This window comes from Dictyoglomus sp. DH (assembly GCF_055181375.1).
The window spans coordinates 989,271-1,011,775 of record NZ_CM143706.1 but is presented as its reverse complement, the minus strand read 5'-3'; the positions used below and the strand labels follow the sequence as shown (position 1 = coordinate 1,011,775).

Sequence of the window (22,505 nt, the reverse complement as noted above, 5' to 3'; positions counted from 1 at the left end):
CTATTAATATACAGTGGTAAGGTATATAAAATTAGTGATATATATTCAGTTGTAATGTTATAATATAAACATGAAAAAGAAGAAGATAGGACTTGCATTAGGTAGCGGAGGAGCAAAAGGTCTTTCCCACATTGGAGTATTAAAGGTACTGGAAAGGGAGGGTATAGAAGTCTCTTATATAAGTGGGAGTAGTGCAGGGGCTTTAATAGGTGGATTATATGCAAAAGGATATTCTGCAGAATATTTAGAGAAATTAGCCTTAGAAATAGGAAAAAACAAAGAAGAATTTTATAAACTTTTTGATTTTTCAAAATCTCTCCAGGGAATTATAAAGGGTGAAAAAATATTAGAGTATTTAGATAATATATTAGAAGGATCTCTATTTTCAAACCTAAAAATACCATTTATATCTTTATCAGTAGATCTTATTACTGGAGAAAAAGTAATTATAAATGAGGGAAAAGTATCAGAGGCTATCAGAGCAAGTATATCCATTCCTGTGATATTTCAACCTTATCCTTGGAAAGATAAACTACTAATAGATGGAGGTGTACTTTCTCCTGTTCCAGTTAAAGAATTGAAAGAGATATATAAACCAGATATCATCATAGGAGTTAGTTTGCATAAGAGAACAAATTGGAAACCTAAAAAAGAAATTCAGATAGATATTCCCTATCAACCCAGCAATATAACAGAAAAAATCACATATAAAATGTCTCAGATAAAGTTCTTTAAGGAATTTCAACAGAGGTTAAATCCATTATTAAACCCATCCTTATTTGAGGTCCTTATGCAGACCATAGATATTATGAATTATGAATTAGAAAATCAGAATCTCAAATATGCAGATTTAGTTATCATCCCTGAGGTACAAAATTTTGGAACTTTTGATTTTGATAAAGCTTCCGATATTATAGTCTTAGGTGAAAAAGCCATGGAAGAAAAGCTCGATTCCTTAATAAAGCTTATAAAAAAGAAAAAATTTATATTCTTTTAATAAACCTGTATTATTTCATCTAACGGGAGTCTTGGTTTTTTTGGGGGATCTTCAGCTGGATACCCTAAGGTCATAAGTTGTATTACCTCTGCTTCCTTAGGAAGATTTAATACTTCTTTAACTTTATCTTGATAAAAAGATCCTATCCAACAAGTTCCAAGTCCTTCTTCCACTGCTTGAAGATGTATATGGGTTAAAGCTATAGCAACATCTATATAATGAGCAGGTATTCCACACCTCATTACATAATCCTTATCTAAAACATAAGCCACTATAATTATGGGAGCCTTTAACATAAAGGGTTGATGAGGAGAAGCTTCTTTAACCAATCTTTCCTTCAAATTTTTATCCCTTACAATAATAAATCTCCATTCCTGCCTATTTCTTGCTGAAGGAGCAAGTCTTGCCGCCTCCATTATTCTCAGAAGTTTCTCATCCTCCACATCCTTATCTAAATAATCTCTTATACTTCTTCTCTTATTTATAGCCTCAAAAACATCCATTTATTTCACCCCCATAAGTTTCCATCTCTCACCCATCATCCTTAATCTCTTTATTCTCTCTTCTATAGGCGGATGAGTACTAAAAAGATTATTTACATTATATTTTTTGAGGGGATCTGCAATATATAAAGGAGCAGTGATATTATTCGCTTTCTTTACAGGATTTGGATCCTTAGCTATCTTTTCCAGTGCAGAGGCAAGACCTTCAGGATATCTTGTAAGCATAGCTGCAGTAGCATCTGCCATATACTCTCTCTGTCTCGACAAGGCAAATCTTAAAATTGTTGCTAATAAGGGAGCCAATAAGGCAACAATTAAAGATATAATACCTAAAAAGTCTTGATCTTTAGTTTTTCTTTTTCCTGAATAGAAAGATCCATAATAAAATGATCTTTTTAAACTATCTCCAAGAATTACGATCAAACCTACCAATACAACCGCTATAGTTTGAAGTCTTACATCATAATTTTTTATATGTGATATCTCATGAGCAACTACTCCCTCAAGCTCCAATCTATTCATCTTCTCTAAAAGGCCAGTAGTTACAGCAATTGCACTATTTTTGGGGTCTTTTCCTGCAGCGAAAGCATTAGGTGATGGATCATTTATTACATAAATTTTAGGTGTAGGAATACCTGCAGCTATGCTCAAACCTTCCACAATATTTATAAGATAAGGATATTCATCCTTTTTTGGCTCATATGCATCACTTATAGATAGAATTAATTTATCACTATTTTTATACGCATAGTAGTTTACTGTTAAAGTAATTAACAAAGCTATTAATATAGCTATTTCTCCTAAATTGAAAAAATAGATTATAGAATAACATACAAAGAAAAGAAGAATAGATATAAGAAATAATATTAACCATGTTTTTCTCTTATTTTGTTCTATAGCTTCATAAAAAGTATAAGTATTCTTCATAAATTAAAAGCTAACTTTAACAGCTTTTCTTTCCTCTGGATTTTCCACTTCAAAATATTCTTTAGGCTTAAATCCAAAAATATTTGCGATTACAGAATTTGGAAAAACCTGCAAAGATTGATTATAAATCATAACAATGTCATTATAAAATTGTCTTGCATAAGCAATTTTTTCTTCAATTCCACTCAATTCTTCCTGCAACATAAGAAAATTTTGATTTGCCTTTAAATCTGGATAATTCTCAACTATGGCAAAGAGGGTTTTTAAAGTAGAAGTAAGTCCTTGATCTGCTTGAGCTATTTCTCCTGGGGTCTTCGCACTCATCATTTGCGCTCTATAAAGAGCAATTTTATCAAAGATTTCTTTTTCATGAGATGCATAACCTTTAACCACTTCTACTAAGTTTGGAATTAGGTCATATCTTCTCTTTAGTTGTACATCAATTTGAGCCCATGCATTCTCCACCCTATTTCTCAAAACTACTAATCGGTTATATATGACTATAACAAACAGAGCCAAAAATATTAATATACCTAAGATGATTAAACCTAACATTTTAAAAACCTCCCCTAAAAAAATTTAAAAATCAAAACTAATCCCAACTTTGAAGATATTTAAACTGTTCCTCTGTAAGAGTGTCAATTTCAATATTTAGGCTTTTGAGCTTTAACTCTGCAACTTCTTCCTCTATTTCTCGAGGAACTTGAAGCACTTTTCTTGGTAAGTTTTTACCATGCTCAAGCAACCATTTCATCACCAAAAACTGAACTCCAAAAGAAAGATCCATTATTTCGACAGGGTGACCATCACCCCCTGCTAAATTCAAAAGCCTTCCTTCTGCTATAACATAAAGCCTCTTATTATTAGGAAGGACATATTCATGTATATTTTCTCTTACCTCTTTTTTATTAATTGCTAATTCTTCTAAAGATTTCATATCTATCTCCACATTAAAATGTCCTGCATTAGCCAATATGGCTCCATCTTTCATATTCAAAAAGTGCTCCTTAGTTATCACCTTACAATTCCCCGTTGCTGTTATAAATACATCTCCTAACTTTACAGCCTTTGAAATTGGCATAACTTCAAAACCTTCCATATATGCTTCTAATGCCTTAATAGGATCAACTTCAGTTATAATAACTCTTCCTTTTAATCCTTGGACTTTATGAGCTATACCCTTTCCAACCCATCCATATCCTGATATTACGAAAATTTTTCCTGCAACTAACAAATTGGTGTTTCTCATAAAGGAAGACAAAGCAGATTCACCAGTACCAAACCTATTATCAAATAAAAATTTTGTCCTTGCATCATTTACTGCTACTATTGGAAAATCTAATCCCTTTTCTTTTTCAAGGGCCTTTGCTCTTATAACACCTGTCGTAGTTTCTTCTCCCACACCTAATATTTTACTTTTTAAACGTGAAAATTCCTTATACAAAAGGGTTGTAAGATCAAAGCCATCATCAATTAAAAGATCAGGTTCTTTATTTAACACTTCCCTCAGATTATTTATATAATCTTCTTCTGTTTCTCCTCTCCAAGCAAAAACTTCTACTCCTTCTTTTACCAGATAATCTACCACATCATCTTGAGTAGATAAAGGATTACTTCCAGCACATACTACCTTTGCTCCACAATTTTTAAAAGAAAGAGCAAGTCGTGCAGTTTTTGCCTCTAAATGAATACACATCCCGATAGTAGTATTTTTAAAAATTTGAGTAGAAGAATAGTTTTTTTCAAGAAGATTTACTACAGGCATAAACTGTTTTGCCCAATAAACCTTTCTTTCTCCATTTTTCCATAGATTAATATCCCTAATTTTGCTCATAATTCATCTCTTTTTTCTATTTTGCATGGCCATAAATTCTACTTCACCTTTTAATATTTGCAAAAAGAGATTGTTTCCTACATTTCTATTCTCTTTCATATACTTTTCTATTCTTTCTCTCTCAAATGATATCACCCTCAAAAAATCATCAACGGTAAATATGGGAAGACCAAATTCATTTTCTCTCTTCTCTAATTTTGCCAATTCCTCTTGTAAAATACTTTTTAGCTTTGTCCCGCGGGAAGATTTAGGGTAAATATTTGGAAGATATAAATTTTTTTTACGGGTTTGATACTCCTTCTCAAGTAAATTCAAAACCTCTAAAAACTCTTCATCAGTAAAAGAAGGAAATTCTGACAAAAATTTATACACCAACTCTTCTAAGAATAAAAATAAATCCCATTGGAGTCTTGTAAAATCAGCAGGTTTTTCTTCAACCCTCTCTATAGTGTGTATTTGAGCTTCCTTTAAATAGATACAATCTTGAGTACAATTTATCTCCTTTATACGCTTTGTGCCACAGCACTCAGTACATATAAAGGCGCTAAGAGCTGAACATTTTCTTTTACCTTTTCTTTTCCCACATATAACACATACACTCATGTGATAAATTATAGCATGAAGATTTTAAAATAACATTAATTGAATCCCATCAACTATGAATATATAATTACTCTATCAAAAACCAATAAATTTTTTAAAAGAGGAAATTCAATTTGGAAAAGACTACCATAACAAAAGAAATAGAAATCTTAAGAGAAAAACTTATACGTATGGGGAGCATTGTAGAGAAAATGCTCCATCAAACTATTGATTCAATAAGAAGAAGAGATCTAAAATTAGCCCAAGAAGTAATTGAAAAAGATAAATTGGTAGATGACTATAACTGGGACATAGAAAATCAATGTATTAGTATACTATCTAATCACCAACCTGTGTCAAAAGATTTAAGAATTATAACCTCTACAATGAAAATTGTAAAAGATTTAGAAAGAATTGGTGATTACTCTGTTGATATTGCTAAATATGTTTCAAGTCTCCTTGAATACTCCTTTGAACTACCCATTTCCGATATTATATCCTTAGCCTCTTTCGTTGAGCAGATGACAAGAGAGACAATAAGAACATATTCTAAGCCAGATCTAAACAAATTAGAAAAATTATCAGTATACTACAACCTTGTAAATCAAAAGTATCAGGAAACATCAGATGAATTGTTAGGTGAAATTTATAAAAATCCTATACTTACCCAACAAATTATCCAATTAATAATGATCTCTCGTTATTTAGAACGTATTGCTGATCATGTAACAAATATAATAGAGCTTATATTCTATATAGAGACTGGAGAAAGAAAAGAATTACATGGATGAAAAATAATGGAATACGTATTAGATGAAAACTCCTTATCTATAGAGGACCTTGTAGATATTGTTAAGAAGAGATATATAATAACTCTTTCTGAAACTCTTTCTCAAAAAGTTAATCAATCTAATAATCTTCTAAATATATATATTAGACATTTTGACTCAATATTTAAAGATGAGAAATTTAATAAAATCTTCTCTAGTTCTTATTTAAATAAGGAGGAAAAAAGATCTATTATTATCACATTAATATACACTGCCTCCAATGGAAATTCAGGCATAAGCTATAAAACCATAAAAGAGATTATAACTAAAATTGGTAGATTAGAAGATATAGACATTCCAGAAACTTCTTTAAGTCCAATAAATATGCCTCCATATGGCTATATTTTATCCCACTTAGATACCTCAGATGTGGAAAGAAGAATAATTCTAAAAAGTAAGGGTTATTATATAGCTATCTTAGCTCTTTTATATTATAGATTAGAGATTATTAGAAAAATTCTATCGGTAATCTTTGTCCTATATTATAGAACAGTGAAATTTCAAAACCCTTATATTGATCCCTATATTTTAGCTTCAAATCCTCATTTATCCTTGATCAAATTAGGAGAGAATATAAATATCCTAACAAAAAAGGAAAATGATAGATCTTTATTGGATTTAAATTCTATTGACATTTCTTTTCACAAACTCTGTCATCTTTATGATTTGTCCTATAAACTAAAAGAGATATTAAATATTGAATTAAACTCTTCCCAATTCCCTATAATTTTTAATATAGACAAAGAAAATTACGTTTTAAATCCTTTAAACACAACGGAAAAATATTTATTAACTATTTACTTGGAAAATATTACTAGAAATATTGTTGAGATTTTGTCTACCCTTTTTCCATCCTCCACATATAAATTATTCACAATAAAAAACCCTAAAAATTATGAGAGCAGTATACTATATTTTAAAGAAACCATTCGTATAACAGAAGAGATTTTAAGTAAAATACTATTAGAACTTTTAAAAATAAATAATTTACAAACTGAACTAAAAAATCTTTTAATAAATTTCCTGAAAGAATTTAAAATAAAAACTCAAGAAGAACTAACATTATCCCTTGAAAATCTAATCTCCTTTTTAGAGAATCAAATAGAAGAACTATACTAATTTAATTGTTTCTTTTATAACTCTAACAATCTTATCAATTTCCCACATACCCATATTGATTACCATATGATATAATTCTGGGTCATTCCAATCTACATTATAAAACCTATATAGATATTCTTGAGCAGCCTTATCCTTTTCAGAGATGTATTTTAAGGCTTCCTCCTTTGAAAAACCCTTTTTCTTCATCATATTCTCAATTCTAAATTCTAAAGGAGCTATTACTCTTAGATGTAAAGTGTGGGGAATATTCCTAAGAAGAATTTGTCCACCTCTTCCCACAATTACCACATTATCCCAATCCACCAACTTTTTAATTACTGCTTGTGTAAAGGCCAAAGAACTCTCTTCATCAAAAGTTTTTGTGGTAATAACGGTTCTACCTGTATCATCTTTTTCTTTAATGGTTATTTTACCTAAGGGAGTCTTTCTGTTAAAAAGCTGTTCAAAAAAGCTTTTTATTTTATAATTATCTTCATTGTAATCTATAACTTCAGCCTCGCTTAATCCAGAAGCAACAGCTATCTCTGTCATTAGGAGCTTATCAAAATACCTATATCTAAGTTCCTGTGATAACTTTTCTGCTAACTCATCTCCCATACTTCCTATCTGTCTTGATATGGTAATAATAGCCACAAAAACACCTCCCCCTAAAATGTTTAAAGTTTATATCCTATTTTTCTAAGAAATTCTTTTCTATGTTTTATATCTTCCTCTCCTTCAACTCCCTTTGGTTTCACCCCATCAATTACTCCTAAAACTCCTCTACCTATCCCGTCATCTGCAACTATTACTCTAAGAGGGTTAGCTGTAGCAGCAAAAATATTTACAACCTCTGGTACATGTTTTATAGCATTTAAAACATTTATAGGATAAAAATTCTTTATAAATATTATAAAAGTATGGCCAGCAGCTATTTTTTGCATATTCTTTATGGCTAATTCCTCCATTTCTTGATCAGTACCTATATGCCTTATAAGAGCAGGGCCCGAAGCCTCACAAAAAGCAATACCAAACCTTGCAAAAGGTACACTATTTACAATTGCCTCATATAAATCCTCTACAGTCTTTATAAAATGCGTCTGACCAAGTATCAAGTTAACATCTTCAGGTTTCTCAATTTCCACAATTTGAATCTCCATATTTTTAACCCCTCCTATTCTAATTCTTTAAAATAAAAGGGGAGGAAAAATTCCTCCCCTTTTATTAACTTCATTTTGCTTTAACTTCTTCGGTTATCTTTCCAAACTCTACTTGATTCTTTTCTTGATCATACTTAACCCTTATCTTATCTCCTTCTTGGATTGTACCATCTAACATGGCTTTAGCAAGCTTAGTTTCAATTTCATTCCTTATCTTTCTCTTAAGTTCTCTTGCTCCAAATTCTGGACTATATCCTATTTCAGCTAAGAATTCTATTACTGAATCATCAAACATAAGATCTACATTCTGAGCTTTTGCTGTTCTTCTTACTCTTTCCAGTTGTAATTTCACAATATCCTTTATCTGTTCTTTAGTAAGAGCATGGAATACAATTATCTCATCAATTCTATTGAGAAATTCAGGTCTAAAGTATCTCTTTAATATTTCCATAAGCTTTTCTTTCAACTGTTCATATGAAAGCTTTTCCTTTCCAGTAGCACTTAGATTAGCCTGAATAATGTCAGAACCAATATTACTTGTCATAATTATTATGGTATTTGTGAAATCTACAACCCTACCTTTTCCATCTGTAAGTCTACCAGCATCGAATACTTGTAAGAGAATGTTATGCACGTCTGGATGAGCCTTTTCTATTTCATCCAAAAGTATCACACTATAAGGTCTACGACGAACTCTTTCTGTTAATTGGCCACCCTCTTCATATCCTACATATCCTGGTGGTGCACCAATTAGTCTTGATACAGTATGTCTCTCCATATACTCACTCATGTCAATCCTTATAATAGCATCTTCATCACCAAACACTGCCCATGCTAAAGCTTTTGCTAATTCTGTCTTTCCTACTCCTGTAGGACCAAGGAACAAGAATGAAGCTATAGGTCTATTCTTTTCTCTTAAACCTGCCCTTGCCAACCTTATAGCATCACTTACGGCTTTTATAGCTTCATCTTGACCAACTACTCTTTCATGTAATTTTTCTTCAAGTCTTAATAATCTTTCTTTTTCGTCTACAGTAAGTTCTGTTACTGGAATACCAGTTAATGAGGAGACTATCTCTGCTACATGTTTGGCTCTAACTTCTGGTACCTCAGAAGCTCTTTCTTTCTGCCAAGCTTCAGTTTTTTCTTGAAGCTCTTTTTCAAGTTTTTGAATTTGTTCCTCTAATTCTTTAGCTCTATCATATTGTTTTCTTGATGTGGCATATTCCTGCTCTCTCTTTAGAGATTGTATCTTAGACTCTAATTCCTGAATTTCAGCCGGTCTTGAAGTAAGCATAATTCTTACTCTTGCAGCTGCTTGATCTATAAGATCAATAGCTTTATCTGGTAAGTACCTGTTAGTTATATATTTATCCGATAGCTCAGCTGCTACAATTATTGCTTCATCTGTTATCTTTACCTTATGATGGGCCTCAAATCTATCTCTAAGCCCTCTTAAAATCATAATTGTTTGTTCTACAGTTGGCTCAGCTATAAAGATAGGCTGGAATCTTCTTTCCAAAGCAGCATCCTTCTCTATATATTTTTGATATTCATTTAAAGTGGTTGCACCAATTAAATGCAATTCACCTCTTGCAAGAGCAGGTTTAAAGGCATTAGCTATATCTAAATTACCTTCTCCAGCAGCTCCTGCACCAACTATAGTATGAATTTCATCTATAAAGATAATTAAGTTATCTTGATTAGCAATTATTTCATCAAGAATCTGCTTTACTCTTTCCTCTAATTCTCCTCTATACTTAGTACCAGCAACTATTGAGTTGATATTTAATTCTACTAATCTCTTATCTCTTAATACTTCTGGTACTTCGCCCTTAACAATTCTTTGTGCCAATCCTTCCACTATTGCTGTCTTTCCAACTCCAGGCTCTCCTATTAAAACAGGATTGTTTTTCTTTCTTCTTGCAAGTACTTCAATAACTGTCTCTATTTCTTTAGCTCTACCAATTACTGGATCAAGTTTTCCTTGTCTTGCTAGCTCTGTAAGATCACGAGAATATTTATCTAAGGTAGGAGTATTAGTTCTTCTTCTTGTTTTTGCCTCCTCTTTACCTCTACCAACAACTTTAATTGTAGCTTGTCTTAAAGCCTGAGGAGATAATCCATATTTTCTTAAAACAGTAGAGGCAAATCCCTCCTCTTCTTCGGCAAGTCCAATTAATAGATGCTCAGGACCTATATAATTATGTTCTAAATCCCTTGCAGCCATAAACGCTCTCTCTAAGGCACTCTTAAGCCTTGGAGAGATATCTACTTCTACTTCTTCTCCTTCAGGCTTGAAGCTACCCTTAGGAGCATTATTTTCTATATATATCTTTATGTCCTGAGGAGAAAGTTTAAATTGTTTTAGTATTTCTCCTATCACATCGTTATCAAGAAGAACATATAGCAAATGTTCTGTTCCTACTTGATTTTTCCCAAAATCTACAGCCTTTTTAGCTGCCTCCTGTAGTAAATTCTTTGAAACCTCACTCAAATAGTCTCCTATATCAATAGCCTCTCTTTCTCTTTCAGGGTATCTTCCAAAAGGAAAGCCAAATTCATCTCCAAAAAAGTCTCTAAAAAGATCTCCAAAGAATAACGATTCTAAAGGAGAATAACTTCTTTCTTGTCTCCTTATTTTGCTATAACACTCTTCACAAATATCTAAGACACGCCTTTGTCCATTTTTGATAGTATACACCCTTACAGTAGCAGGGTTTTGACTACAAATATCACATAATTTTCTACCCATACATTTCACCTCCTTTTTATTATATCAAATTTTACAAATTAATGTTCTATATATTAAAACTGTATATATATTACATCTGTATATTTTTTTTGTCAACATATTTGAAAGAATAATTTAAAAATTTTATAATCAAAAGAAATGCTAACATCTGGAGGGAAAAGTATAATGTTAAGATTTTTGGAATCTGCAATAAATATAGCCAAAAAGTCTGGAGATTTCATAGTTTCTCATTTAGAAGATGAGAAAATTATAGAATTAAAAGGAATTTCTAATCTGGTTACTTCCATAGATAAAGAATCTGAGAAATTAATTATAAAATGTTTAGAAGAAAATTTTCCAGATCATTCCATATTAAGTGAAGAAAGGGGATTTTTGCAAAAAAAATCTGATTATACATGGATCATAGATCCATTGGATGGCACCACAAATTATGCCCATAGATTTCCTTTCTTTGGAGTAAGCATTGCTCTTAAATATAATGAAGAAATAATATTGGGAGTTATATATGATCCCATAAGAAAAGAATTATTTTTCGCCTTAAAAAATGAAGGGGCTTATTTGAATGATAAAAAAGTAGCAGTATCAAAAACTAAGAATATTGCAGATGCACTAATAAGTACAGGCATGCCATATGAACTAACCCTAGATGAAAAAAATTTCCTACCTTTTATTAATTTATCTTCAAGAACACATGGAATAAGAAGAGCAGGATCTGCAGCATTAGAGATTGCTTATGTGGCCTGCGGAAGATTAGATGGCTTTTGGGCAAGAAAACTAAAACCATGGGACATTGCAGCAGGAATAATTTTAGTAAAGGAGGCAGGAGGAAAAGTGACTGATTTTAACGGTAATGACATACAATTAAATAATGATAGTTTTTTAGCATCTAATGGACTTATTCATGATGATATTATAGAGATCATAAAATTGGAAAGGATAGTGATTAAAAAATGAAGATTTTTCCATTTATACATTTTATTAATTCTCTTCTTCATATTTTTTCTCTTTCTTATCTTATTGGATCACCTACTTTTTTAGTTATTATAGCGTTAAGAGAAAATCTTAATAGAGAGGAATTTTTAAAAATTATCAATAAATATATTTATTTTTCTTCCTTTTTCTATCTTCTTTTCTTTATTACTAATCTAAATTTCTTACTTATTGATAATACCTTTTCTTACTTTTTCAAGAAAAATCCATATGTTAAACTTTTAATAGAAGTCTATGTACCATTTGTAATTGGAACTATACTTATGAGTTTGCATCTTTATAGTAAGACATCTAAACTTTTAAAAGTCAAACTTCCAATACTTATACAAAAAGAATGGAGAAAGATTCAAATAGATCTTGTTGTTATATTAGAGTTTTTCTTGGTTATAATAATTATTGAGGCATTAATTTTCTACTTAATTTATATAATACCTTAAAAGGTGCGCCCGTAGCTCAAATGGATAGAGCATCGGTCTCCGAAGCCGGTGGTTGGAGGTTCAAATCCTCTCGGGCGCACCAATAGTTATCAATAAGCAATAAATTTCACACGAGTTTCCCAAATTTGATTCGGTCCTAAATTTATATGATAAAAATGAACAAAATCACTTCCTTGATATACTCTTTCAAACCCCTCCTCTGATAAAGATACAGTCTCAATAGGATATCTATAAACTTTTGTTTCAATATCAAGATAACAGTCTAAATTTATTCCAATTCCAGAACTTATACCCCATCTATTTATACTCTCAACTCCCATAGAATTAAGAGGAGCCTTCTCATTTTTTGTAGAAAAATAATAAAAATCAGGATGATTAGGTGCCAAGAAATTTAAATTTATCTCCCATGAGAAATTCAAACTAATATTTTCATATTTTAAATTTATAATTCGATAATATACTTCAATTTCATTCCTATCCTTAGGAATTATAAAAATCTTGCATAATTCAAAATCTGAAAATCCCTTTTTAAAGGAACAAAGGAATCTGTTATTTTCTTCCTTTATATCATAGTCAAATTTCTCATAGAAAGTGTCGATTATTAAATTTTCGTTATCTTTTAGTAATAAATCTATAGTTGGTTCTTTCTCATAAAATTTTTCAATAAAAGATACCCTTCTGTGTCTATCATAAAATAATATTTGATCTAATCCTTTCTCTTTAGCTGTCCATCTTTCATGAATACTTTTTCCTGATACATCTTCTTCTATTTTATAAAGCTTCTCGTGATAAGCTTCTCTTCTACGTGTAAGAACATTAGTAAGATTAAAAGACTTATTTTTAAAATCCCATTCTATTAATGACCCTCCATAAGAAGGTGAAAAATAAAGATTAAAAACAGAAGATTCAATAATAATCTCATCTTTACCGTCACAATCAAAGTCAAAAATATTATATTTGAAATCACTATCAACAAAATTTTCTGCTTTAATTAAATGTTCATAAATAGCAGATCTTAAATGTGGAAGATAAAGTCCACCAAAAATTCCATGCCAATAAGCATCATTCGCTTGCCCTTGCCAAAGTTCCTCTAAGGCTTTATTTTTCAACTCATCATTATTTGATAAATCAATTTTTTTTCTCACATATAACATCTTCTTTTGCATATGGTTTGATTCGTCATATTTGCTAAGAAAATTTCTCCAAAATCCACCTTTAATAAATGGTGCATATATTTCCCATGTACCTTCATTCTTAAGTTTTTCAACTAATCTCTCTAAATTCAATTGTGCATCTGGAAACAGAACCCATTCCATCATTTCTCTGTAGGAGGCCGTAGGTAAGTAAATTCTCCCTTTAGGGGGATATTTTTTCATGTACTCATATAAATTAACAGGTGTTATTAATAAAAAATTTTCCTCCAATTTCTCGAAAAATCTTTCAAGCCATTTTTCTTCATATACTGTCTTATATGTATCAGGCCAAAGCCCAAATTTTTCCCCATCATCAAAAAGAAGAGCTATCCTATCTCCCTCTACTGTTGCATACTTATCCAAATATTCTACTGTCTCTTGAGGATCTGCAAAAGGAATTAGATATCTCAATTTCATACTAATTGGAAAAACAGCTAATTTATACCCTTCTTCTTCCATTAAATAATAACCAAAAAGATCATCTTCATTTAATCCAACTGATAGAAAATGAGCATCATCCACAATTACATACTCAATACCAGCCTCTGCTATAAATTTAACAAGATGAGGTTCCCAAACTCTTTCCGCAAGCCACATTCCTTTTGGTCTTTGTCCAAATTTATTATAGATGTAATCATTTAGTTTTTTAATCTGCAAAATTTTATCTTTATCAGGTATTATAGGTAATATAGGTTCATAAAAACCACCGCTCAATATCTCAACTTGTTCCCTTTCTGATAAAGCCTTAAGAATCTGAAAATACTCTGGATGATTATTCTCTAACCAAAGCAATAAATATCCTGAAAAGTGGATGTTAAAAGGAAATTTTGGATACTTATAAAAAAATTCAATAAGAGGCTTATAACACATTTGATATGCTCTTTCAATTACAAAGTCAAAATTTCCTACAGGTTGATGATTATGCAGTCCTAAAGAAAAATATATCTTTTTTTGCATCCTCTACCTCCTTTCAAAGATTCTATAATTTAAGGACAAGAATAAAGAGTCTTTATCTTCGAATTTTTTCAATGTCCTATAACCTTCAATAGATAATTTATCCTCATTTAAAAAATTAGATAGATCCTTAAAATTGTTATAGTGTTCATAAAACCTATTAAAACCATATTCTTTGGCTTGTCCTGTGGTAATTAAAAATGGCCAATCACTACTTTCAAGTAGTAATTTCTCTCTTCCCATTTGATTTAGTACTTTTTCCTTCCATAATGGAACTTTCTGTTCTTTTACACTTGAAACAATCTCTTCCATAAATTCCTCTATTTCATAAATTTTTTCCCATAATTTATAAGTTTCCTCATTAAGCCACACTTCATGTTTTCCACCTCTTCCCCATGATGATTCAGGAAGATCAATTCTTTCTTCTGGCTCAAATTTTTCTAATGCTAAACTTGCGTTTATACTTTTAACCCTTTTACTTTCATTTAGAAGCTCAAACACTCTCTCAATAAACATGAGTCCCTCAAACCACCAATGTCCAAATAGTTCAGTATCATACATTGCAGTTACAATTCCCTCTTCTTTTATCTCATTTTCTAAAATACTTACAAAATGTTCAGCATGTTCATAAACTCTACCTTTGGCTAACAATGGATCATAAACGTCTTTTTCCCCTAATCCCTTGGTTTTATCTGTTATTCTCCAGTACTGAATACCCGAAGTATCTGCTTTTTTGTGAAATTCTCTATAAACTCCATCTCCAGGATAACCCCATTCTGCAGACCATACTTGCATACTTGTCCTACTATCTCTTCCAAAAACAATCACATTACTATCGGATACTAAATATGGTTTATAAATACTTCTTTCACTATTTTTAATCTCTACTTCTTTCTTTTTAAAATAAGGATAATCAGAAGATCCTCCACCAAGGATTGTATGGGTATCAACAAAGAAATACTTAATATCAAAATTCTCTAAAAATTTTTCTAGCCCAGGCTTATAGGCACATTCAGGAAGCCAAATACCCTTAGGAGGTCTGTTAAACTTTCTCAAATATGTCTCTTTACCAATATAAAGCTGAGCATATATAGATGAATTCTTTTTTAAAAGAGGTAAATATGCATGAGTTGCAGATGAGGTTATTATATCAAGATATCCTTCCTTCTGAAGATTACCCCAATATCCAAGAATATTATATGATATTTTATTCTTAAAAAAATCTAAAATCTTTTCAAAATACTCAATATAAAATTTTGCAACTTCTGATTCTTTCTTATTCTCCCTCTCAAATAAATCATAATCTTTTTGGGCCATTTCTAACTTACTGCTTATATATTTCTCAGTTTCATAAATCATATAAGAATCCATCATCATCTCAGATAGAACTGGAGTAACACCTATGGTTAAATGCCATTCGATACCCTTATCAATCAATCTATCAAAACACATGGAAAGGGGTATATAGGTTTCCAACATAGCTTCATAGAACCATTCCTCTCCAAAAGGCCATCTTCCAGCCTTTTTAACATAGGGAAGATGGGAATGAAGCACCAAATTAAAATATCTCTCTACCATATTAATCCTCCTTATTAACACATGTTAATAATTATATATAAAGGAAGGGGGAATTTGGTTCCCCCTTCCTTAACATCCCTAATACCCCTTTCCTTAATAATCCTTAAATTATAGCCATCTGAGTAACAGGATCAAAAAGATGCATCTTTCTTAGATCAAACATCACTTTTACATTTTCACCCATCCTTGCCCTTGTTTCTGCACTAACTCTTGCTACCACACTTACAGGTCCATTTAATAAATATAAATATACTTCAGTTCCCATAGGTTCTAAAACTTCTACTTTTAGATCTGCTACAGCTTCTGGTATTAGATCTTCTGTTTTCATAAGAGCCACCTCATATATATGCTCTGGCCTTACTCCCAAAATAACCTTTTTGCCCAGATAGTTTTTGGCATGTTCTGCCACAAAAGATTGCATATCAGAAGGAATTCCTAATTTGAAACTTCCAAGATTAAGAACTTTAGCATCTTCAGAAAGAGTTGCATCAATGAAATTCATTGGGGGACTACCTATGAAACCAGCTACAAATACATTATTGGGTTTTTCATAGACTGTTAAAGGATCATCTACTTGTTGAACCACTCCATCTTTCATAACTACAATTCTATCGCCCATTGTCATTGCCTCTGTTTGATCATGAGTCACATATATTGTAGTGACCCCAAGAGTTCTTTGAAGTTTCTTAAGCTCAGCCCTCATTTGTACTCTTAACTTTGCATCTAAGTTAGATAAAGGCTCGTCCATAAGGAAAACCTTAGGTTCACGAACAATTGCACGACCTAAAGCAACACGCTGTCTTTGACCACCGGAAAGTTCTTTGGGTTTTCTCTTTAGCAGATTCTCAATACCTAACATCTCAGCAGCTGCTTTAACTCTTCTGTCAATTTCACTCTTTGGATATTTTCTAAGTTTTAGACCAAAAGCCATATTATCATAAACAGTCATGTGAGGATAAAGAGCATAGTTCTGAAATACCATTGCTATATCTCTATCTTTGGGGGGTACATCATTAACTATTCTTCCATCAATATAGATGTTTCCAGATGTTATCTCCTCTAATCCAGCAATCATTCTTAATGTAGTTGTTTTACCACAACCAGATGGTCCAACAAGAACAATAAACTCTTTATCCTTGATATCAAGAGACACATTATTAACAGCTATAACATCACCAAATTTTTTTGTTACATTTTCCAATTTTACCTCTGCCATCGCTTCTACCTCCTTAGAGTTCTTAATGATTCATGTTTTAAAGAGCACAAAGAATACTGTGTTTTAATTATATGTACCACCTCCAAGTATTATATATTGAAGCGTAGGGTAGGTAACGCGGGTATTCAAAAGTGGTGCGCCCGAAGGGATTCGAACCCCCGACACGCGGTTTAGGAAACCGCTGCTCTGTCCTACTGAGCTACGGGCGCTTAGGAGTTCGAAAGGTAAAAAAAACTTAAGAAATCTATAAAAAAGATATAATTCCTTTCTTATCAAAATCCTATTTATTCTCCCCATTATATGGTGCGGACGGAGGGAATCGAACCCCCGACGCAGGGATTTTCAGTCCCTCGCTCTACCGACTGAGCTACGTCCGCACTCTTGGATAAATTATATCAAATAAACTTATTAAAGACAAGGGTTTATATCTATTTGTTATTTAATGGAATAATTAATTTTTGTCCTACCACTAAATAATTAGGATCTTTTAATTTATTTATTTTGGCTAACTCTTGCCAACTTATTCCATATTTCTGAGCAATGCCAATAATAGTATCTCCCACCTTAACTTCATATATAATCTGGGATGGATTTTGTATTTCTTCATGTGAAGATTCTTTTTCCTTAGTGCTTGATTGAGAGGATGTAGAAGTTACAGTCTTCTGAGTTGTCATTGTATAGGTATGATTGTTTGTAACATTTTTTAACGTGTATGTTGGAGTATATATAGAACTTTCCGTATTACTCTTTATAGATGTATAAATTGGTCTTTTTTCAAGAGAAAATAGTTGACTCGTTAAAAAGAGAATTAATAAAAAACTTATACTATAGATTAACAGCTCTCTTAAAAATTTTTTCATATATTTTTTCTCCTATTAGCTTGTAAATTGGTAATAAGCTCAACAAAATAACAAAAACAAGATCTTTTAGATCTAAAACCTCTATATTAAAAAATCTTATTCCAAAAGGTGTATATAACACTAAAAGCTGGATAACAATTGAAAATATTATAGCTAAACTTAAATACTTATTTGAAAATAACTCTCCAAAAATCTTTTCTCTTCTCCTTAATGAAAGGCTCAAGGATTGGAAAATCTGTGAAAAAACAAGACCAGAAAAAGCCATAGTCCTTGCAAAATTTTCGCTTTTTGCTAACCCAATATTAAATAATATTAATGAAGAGATCCCCATAAAAATTCCATCAATAATTATCTTTCTCCATAATTCTTTATTAATAATACCTTCATCTATTCTTCTTGGTTTTCTCATCATAATATCTTTTTCATAGGGTTCTATCCCTAACGCTAAGGCTGGAAATCCATCAGTTATCAAATTAATCCAAAGAAGCTCTAAAGGTGTCAAGGGTAAAGGTAAACCTAAAAATATACTTGTACTTACTACAAAAATCTCACTTAGATTACATGAAAGTAAATAATATGTCACCTTTCTTATATTATCAAATATTCTTCTTCCTTCTTTAACAGCTTTTACAATTGTAGCAAAACTATCATCAAGAAGGACAAGATCTGATGCTCCTCTGGCCACATCGGTTCCTCTCAACCCCATACTCACCCCAATATCTGCTATTTTTAATGCAGGAGCATCATTCACACCATCTCCCGTCATTGCAACTATCTCTCCTCTTTCCTTTAACTCCTTTACGATATCCATCTTATGTTCCGGTAAGACTCTTGAAAAAATAACTACATCATCCCAAGATATATTATCTAATCCTACCTTGTTTATATCTTCTCCTGTATAATATAAACCATTTTTCACATCCATTCCAAGATCCTGTGCTATCTTCTTAGCTGTTAAAAGATAATCACCTGTTACAATTATAGGACGAATACCTGCCTTTTTACATTCTTCAATAGCCTCCTTTATCCCCTCTCGAAGAGGATCCATAAATCCCAAAAGACCTAAAAAAACAAGATCCTTTTCCCAATTATCTTTGTCTATTAAACCCTTAAATGTTCTCTTTGCTACAGCTAAAACCCTTAAACCTTGTTTGGCTAACTCATCCTGAGCCTCTAAAAATTCCTGTCTCTTTTCTTCTGTTAATTCTATTTCTTCACCATTTAGATAATAAAACTTACTTCTTCTTAAAATTTCCTCACCAGCTCCTTTTATTGCAAGAAAATATAAATTATCTAATCGATAAAGAACACTCACTCTCTTCCTTTGAGAATTAAATGGAATTTCATCTATTTTTTCATAATAATTTAATGGATAAAGTTTCGAATAATGATTATATATTGCCACATCTAATGGATCACCTATAAAACTACCATCATCTTTTTTCTTCACATCGCTTGCTAAAACAGCAGTAAAAAGCAACTCCTTTAGATTATCTTTTTCCTTTTCAAAATCTTCCTTTTTAATTATTTTTCCATCTGGTAACATCACAGACACAAGATCCATCTTGTTTTCTGTTAAAGTACCTGTCTTATCAGTACAAATAACAGATGTAGCTCCTAAAGCTTCAACAGCAGAAAGCCTCCTCACAATAGCTTTGTTTCTTGCCATCTCTTGCAAACCTAATGCAAGAAGAATAGTTATAACTGTAGGAAGACCTTCAGGAATAGCTGCAACTGCTAAACTTACAGACGTAAAAAACATTTCAAAGGGATTTCTTTCTTGAATAACTCCTATAATAAAAACTAAAAATATGATAGCAAGAATTACATAAGTTAACTGTTTTCCAAGCTTTTCTAATTCTTTCTGAAGAGGAGTTTTTTCTTCTTCTATCTCAGATAGCATACGAGCAATATTTCCAAGTGCTGTATTTAAACCTGTTCCTACTACAACACCCTTTCCTTTACCAGAAACTACAGTGGTTCCTTTAAAGCCCATATTAAGTTGATCACCTAAAGTCATGTCATTATCCGCTATAAAATCTGCATTCTTTGTTACTGCTACCGATTCACCAGTTAAAATAGACTCATCAACTTGAAGATTTGAAGTTTCAATCCATCTAATATCTGCAGGTATTTTCTCTCCTTCTTCTACAAGAACTATATCACCTGGTACTAAGTCCTCTATATTAATTTCTTTAATCTTTCCATCCCTTATAACTTTTACCTTAGGAGTTATATAAGATTTTAAGGAAGCAAGAGTCTGTTCAGCTTTAAATTCTTGAAAAGCACCTAAAAAAGCATTTATAAGCACAATAATCAAAATAGCTATCGCATCCTTTGTCTCTCCCAAAACAAAAGAAATAAAGGTGGCAATAAGAAGTACAATAGTAAGAAATTCCCTAAACTGTCTTAATAAGATACTTATAAAAGTTTCAGGGGGTTTTTCAGGGATAGTATTTTTACCATATTGCTCCAACCTTCTTTTTGCTTCTTCCTCAGATAGTCCCGTATACAGACTCACTTCTAATCTCTTTAATACTTCTTCCTTAGATATTTTATACCACATGATCATTCCTCCATATATAATTCAAATGTTAAATATCTACATTAAAAAAATATTTTTTCCATCCTTCGTTTTTTTCTTCCTCTAAATATTTAGCTAATCTAAAATAATAAACATGTTTAGGAGCTTTAGGCTCCTTCAAAAGTCTCATATTAGCCTCTTCAAGAGTCCTATCTCCCTTCTTATGATTACATTCCTTACATGCAGTTACCAAATTTTCCCAAACAGATTTTCCACCAAGCCTTTTAGGTACTACATGATCTATTGTTAACTCTCCCCCTTTTTTACCACAATATTGACATGTATAATTATCTCTTAAAAATATCCCTTTTCTTGAAAGCTTAAGTTCTAATCTTGGTCTTTTTATATAGTAAAGTAGCCTAATCACAGATGGTATCTCAAGTTCTAAAGTCGCACTTCTTACAAAGCCACCATTTGTTTCTACAGTCTCAGCTTTCTCTTGTAAAATAAGACTAATTGCCCTCTTAACTTTACATACGTCCAAGGGTTCATAATTACTGTTTAATACCAATACCATTTCATTCAAAAGATCTTCCATGAAAAATCACCATTTAGATTATATCATAACTCCTTTAGTAAGCACCCCTTCCCAAAAAAACAGCAGGGATAGTTTTAAGAATTATCTTTATATCTAAAAGAAGACTCCAATTTTGTATGTAATAAAGATCCAATGCTATCCTTCTTGCATAATCCAGATCGCTTCTACCACTAACCTGCCAAAGACCTGTTAAACCAGGCTTTACTCTAAGGACTTCATCTTTATATTCACCATACTTTTCCAGCTCCTTAAGGGTTACAGGCCTTGGACCTACAATACTCATTTCTCCTTTCAAAATATTAAAAATTTGTGGAATCTCATCTAAACTAAACTTTCTCAAAAATCTACCTATACGTGTTATCCTTGGATCTTTTTTAAGCTTAAACTCTTTTTCAAATTCCTTCTTTAGCTCTGGATATTTATCTAAAATCTTATCTGCATCCTTATACATTGTCCTAAATTTCCACAAATAGAATGGTTTACCATATCTACCTACTCTCAGATGTTTATAAAAGATAGGACCATCTGAATCCAATTTTATAAGAATAGCAATTATTATAAAAAGGGGAGAAAATACAATTAGACCTATAGTTCCTAATACTATATCTATAATCTCTTTTATATAACCTTGAAATCCTTCTAAATTGGAGATTTCAAGCTCCATAATTGGGATACCACTAATTTCATCAAAAGATACCCTTTTGCTAAAAAAGAGATAACTTTCCGGCACCATTTTTATATAAACCCCTTTTTTCCTTTTCAAAGATATCAGTCTTAAAATCTCCCTATCACTGAGCCTTTTGGCTACCAATATCTCATTAATATCATTTCGAGAAACTAATTCCTCAATATTATTTATATCTTCAATCACATCTATAACATTATAATCTAAATAAGGATTTTGCCCCCAAAAAGATTTAATTACTTCCGATATTTCATTTCTACCTACTATAATTACTTTACTAGAAATTTTGCCTATAGTAGTCATCTTTAAAAGAAAAAGAATTATCCTTGTAAAAAAGGTCAATATTATTGCCACTACCCAAGTCAATATAAAAACTAACCTCGAATAAGAAAAATCACGATAAAAGAAAGACAAAGAAGAAACCAAAAAGGTACCTATAGTAATAGCACTAAATACTTGTTGAAAAGATAAAAAATTCTTAGATCTATAGACCTTATATATAATTAAAAGTAAAACCCAAGCAACAAATAAAATTAAGTTAAGGGTAAAATAATATGGAAAAAATTGAGGAATTTCATTTTTTTCTACATAAAAATATGGAATCTTACTTAACAGGTTAAAACGAACAAAATAAGCCAAAGGTAAAGAAAAACTTAATGTTATTAAATCTAATATTACAAGTATAAGTAAAAATAAAGCTTCTCTTCTTTCTTTCTCCATACTTGATAAATCTCCCTTTTTGGATTATAAAAAGATTTATAGAAAATGTCAAAAGGGAGGG

20 protein-coding genes and 3 tRNA genes are annotated in these 22,505 nt (G+C 31.4%); 6 read left to right on the top strand and 17 right to left on the bottom strand.

From position 1 onward, the window contains the following. The first annotated feature begins 70 nt into the window (after positions 1-70). Positions 71-997: a patatin-like phospholipase family protein gene (locus tag ACY3JJ_RS04815; RefSeq protein WP_463091051.1), complete on the top strand. Its 927-nt coding sequence runs from the start codon at positions 71-73 to the stop codon at positions 995-997. Here the strand turns inward: ACY3JJ_RS04815 and ACY3JJ_RS04810 are convergent. From ACY3JJ_RS04810 to ACY3JJ_RS04790, 5 genes are read right to left on the bottom strand one after another with little or no spacing between them, the layout of a single operon-like run. Further along, on the bottom strand, positions 994-1,500 hold the full coding sequence (locus ACY3JJ_RS04810) for a nitroreductase family protein (protein ID WP_463091050.1): 507 nt from the start codon (positions 1,498-1,500) through the stop codon (positions 994-996). The genes ACY3JJ_RS04815 and ACY3JJ_RS04810 overlap by 4 nt on opposite strands. After that, entirely contained in the window at positions 1,501-2,427 is a 927-nt protein-coding gene (gene htpX / locus ACY3JJ_RS04805) for a zinc metalloprotease HtpX (RefSeq protein WP_463091049.1), read from the bottom strand. A 3-nt stretch (positions 2,428-2,430) separates the two neighbouring features. Continuing rightward, a complete protein-coding gene (locus tag ACY3JJ_RS04800) occupies positions 2,431-2,982 on the bottom strand; it encodes a LemA family protein (protein WP_463082315.1) in 552 nt (183 codons plus the stop codon). Positions 2,983-3,019: 37 nt separating this feature from the next. Further along, complete coding sequence (locus ACY3JJ_RS04795) at positions 3,020-4,261, bottom strand: adenosylhomocysteinase (protein ID WP_463091048.1); 1,242 nt, start codon at positions 4,259-4,261, stop codon at positions 3,020-3,022. Between the two features lie 3 nt (positions 4,262-4,264). Next, a complete protein-coding gene (locus ACY3JJ_RS04790; protein WP_463091047.1) occupies positions 4,265-4,864 on the bottom strand; it encodes a hypothetical protein in 600 nt (199 codons plus the stop codon). 113 nt (positions 4,865-4,977) lie between these two features. Here ACY3JJ_RS04790 and phoU point away from each other — a divergent pair, with 113 nt between their 5' ends. Next, on the top strand, positions 4,978-5,634 hold the full coding sequence (gene phoU, locus ACY3JJ_RS04785; RefSeq protein WP_463091046.1) for a phosphate signaling complex protein PhoU: 657 nt from the start codon (positions 4,978-4,980) through the stop codon (positions 5,632-5,634). 6 nt (positions 5,635-5,640) lie between these two features. Then, entirely contained in the window at positions 5,641-6,792 is a 1,152-nt protein-coding gene (locus ACY3JJ_RS04780) for a hypothetical protein (RefSeq protein WP_463091045.1), read from the top strand. On the opposite strand, the gene ACY3JJ_RS04775 is transcribed toward ACY3JJ_RS04780, so the two are convergent. The 3 genes from ACY3JJ_RS04775 to ACY3JJ_RS04765 form a co-directional block, all read right to left on the bottom strand. After that, positions 6,784-7,428 carry a cytidylate kinase-like family protein gene (locus ACY3JJ_RS04775; RefSeq protein ID WP_463091044.1) on the bottom strand — a complete coding sequence of 215 codons (645 nt, stop codon included), beginning with the start codon at positions 7,426-7,428 and terminating at the stop codon, positions 6,784-6,786. The two genes, ACY3JJ_RS04780 and ACY3JJ_RS04775, sit on opposite strands and share 9 nt — an antisense overlap. 23 nt (positions 7,429-7,451) lie before the next feature. Then, complete coding sequence (locus ACY3JJ_RS04770; protein ID WP_463091043.1) at positions 7,452-7,934, bottom strand: adenosine-specific kinase; 483 nt, start codon at positions 7,932-7,934, stop codon at positions 7,452-7,454. A 70-nt stretch (positions 7,935-8,004) separates the two neighbouring features. Continuing rightward, positions 8,005-10,689, bottom strand: a complete 2,685-nt coding sequence (locus ACY3JJ_RS04765; protein WP_463091042.1) for an ATP-dependent Clp protease ATP-binding subunit — start codon at positions 10,687-10,689, stop codon at positions 8,005-8,007. Between the two features lie 165 nt (positions 10,690-10,854). Here ACY3JJ_RS04765 and ACY3JJ_RS04760 point away from each other — a divergent pair, with 165 nt between their 5' ends. From ACY3JJ_RS04760 to ACY3JJ_RS04750, 3 genes are all read left to right on the top strand, one after another. Continuing rightward, positions 10,855-11,643, top strand: a complete 789-nt coding sequence (locus tag ACY3JJ_RS04760) for an inositol monophosphatase family protein (protein ID WP_463091041.1) — start codon at positions 10,855-10,857, stop codon at positions 11,641-11,643. Further along, entirely contained in the window at positions 11,640-12,116 is a 477-nt protein-coding gene (locus tag ACY3JJ_RS04755; RefSeq protein WP_463091040.1) for a hypothetical protein, read from the top strand. The genes ACY3JJ_RS04760 and ACY3JJ_RS04755 overlap by 4 nt, the downstream gene beginning before the upstream one ends. A 5-nt stretch (positions 12,117-12,121) precedes the next feature. Then, positions 12,122-12,198, top strand: a tRNA-Arg gene (locus ACY3JJ_RS04750). 7 nt (positions 12,199-12,205) lie between these two features. Here ACY3JJ_RS04750 and ACY3JJ_RS04745 read toward each other — a convergent pair. The 9 genes from ACY3JJ_RS04745 to ACY3JJ_RS04705 form a co-directional block, all read right to left on the bottom strand. After that, on the bottom strand, positions 12,206-14,266 hold the full coding sequence (locus tag ACY3JJ_RS04745) for an alpha-amylase/4-alpha-glucanotransferase domain-containing protein (RefSeq protein WP_463091039.1): 2,061 nt from the start codon (positions 14,264-14,266) through the stop codon (positions 12,206-12,208). A 3-nt stretch (positions 14,267-14,269) separates the two neighbouring features. Then, on the bottom strand, positions 14,270-15,841 hold the full coding sequence (locus tag ACY3JJ_RS04740; protein ID WP_463091038.1) for a 1,4-alpha-glucan branching protein domain-containing protein: 1,572 nt from the start codon (positions 15,839-15,841) through the stop codon (positions 14,270-14,272). Positions 15,842-15,944: 103 nt separating this feature from the next. Further along, positions 15,945-17,057 (bottom strand): ABC transporter ATP-binding protein, encoded by a 1,113-nt coding sequence (locus ACY3JJ_RS04735; protein ID WP_463082327.1) that lies wholly within the window; start codon positions 17,055-17,057, stop codon positions 15,945-15,947. A gap of 132 nt (positions 17,058-17,189) precedes the next feature. Then, a tRNA-Arg gene (locus tag ACY3JJ_RS04730) sits at positions 17,190-17,266 on the bottom strand. A gap of 92 nt (positions 17,267-17,358) precedes the next feature. After that, positions 17,359-17,434 (bottom strand) — tRNA-Phe (locus ACY3JJ_RS04725). Between the two features lie 51 nt (positions 17,435-17,485). Further along, on the bottom strand, positions 17,486-17,917 hold the full coding sequence (locus ACY3JJ_RS04720) for a LysM peptidoglycan-binding domain-containing protein (RefSeq protein WP_463091037.1): 432 nt from the start codon (positions 17,915-17,917) through the stop codon (positions 17,486-17,488). Next, positions 17,883-20,483 (bottom strand): calcium-translocating P-type ATPase, PMCA-type, encoded by a 2,601-nt coding sequence (locus ACY3JJ_RS04715; protein ID WP_463091036.1) that lies wholly within the window; start codon positions 20,481-20,483, stop codon positions 17,883-17,885. The genes ACY3JJ_RS04720 and ACY3JJ_RS04715 overlap by 35 nt, the downstream gene beginning before the upstream one ends. Before the next feature lie 28 nt (positions 20,484-20,511). Further along, complete coding sequence (locus ACY3JJ_RS04710) at positions 20,512-21,039, bottom strand: HNH endonuclease (protein WP_463091035.1); 528 nt, start codon at positions 21,037-21,039, stop codon at positions 20,512-20,514. Between the two features lie 34 nt (positions 21,040-21,073). Beyond that, positions 21,074-22,444 (bottom strand): sugar transferase, encoded by a 1,371-nt coding sequence (locus tag ACY3JJ_RS04705; RefSeq protein ID WP_463091034.1) that lies wholly within the window; start codon positions 22,442-22,444, stop codon positions 21,074-21,076. Positions 22,445-22,505 lie beyond the last annotated feature (61 nt).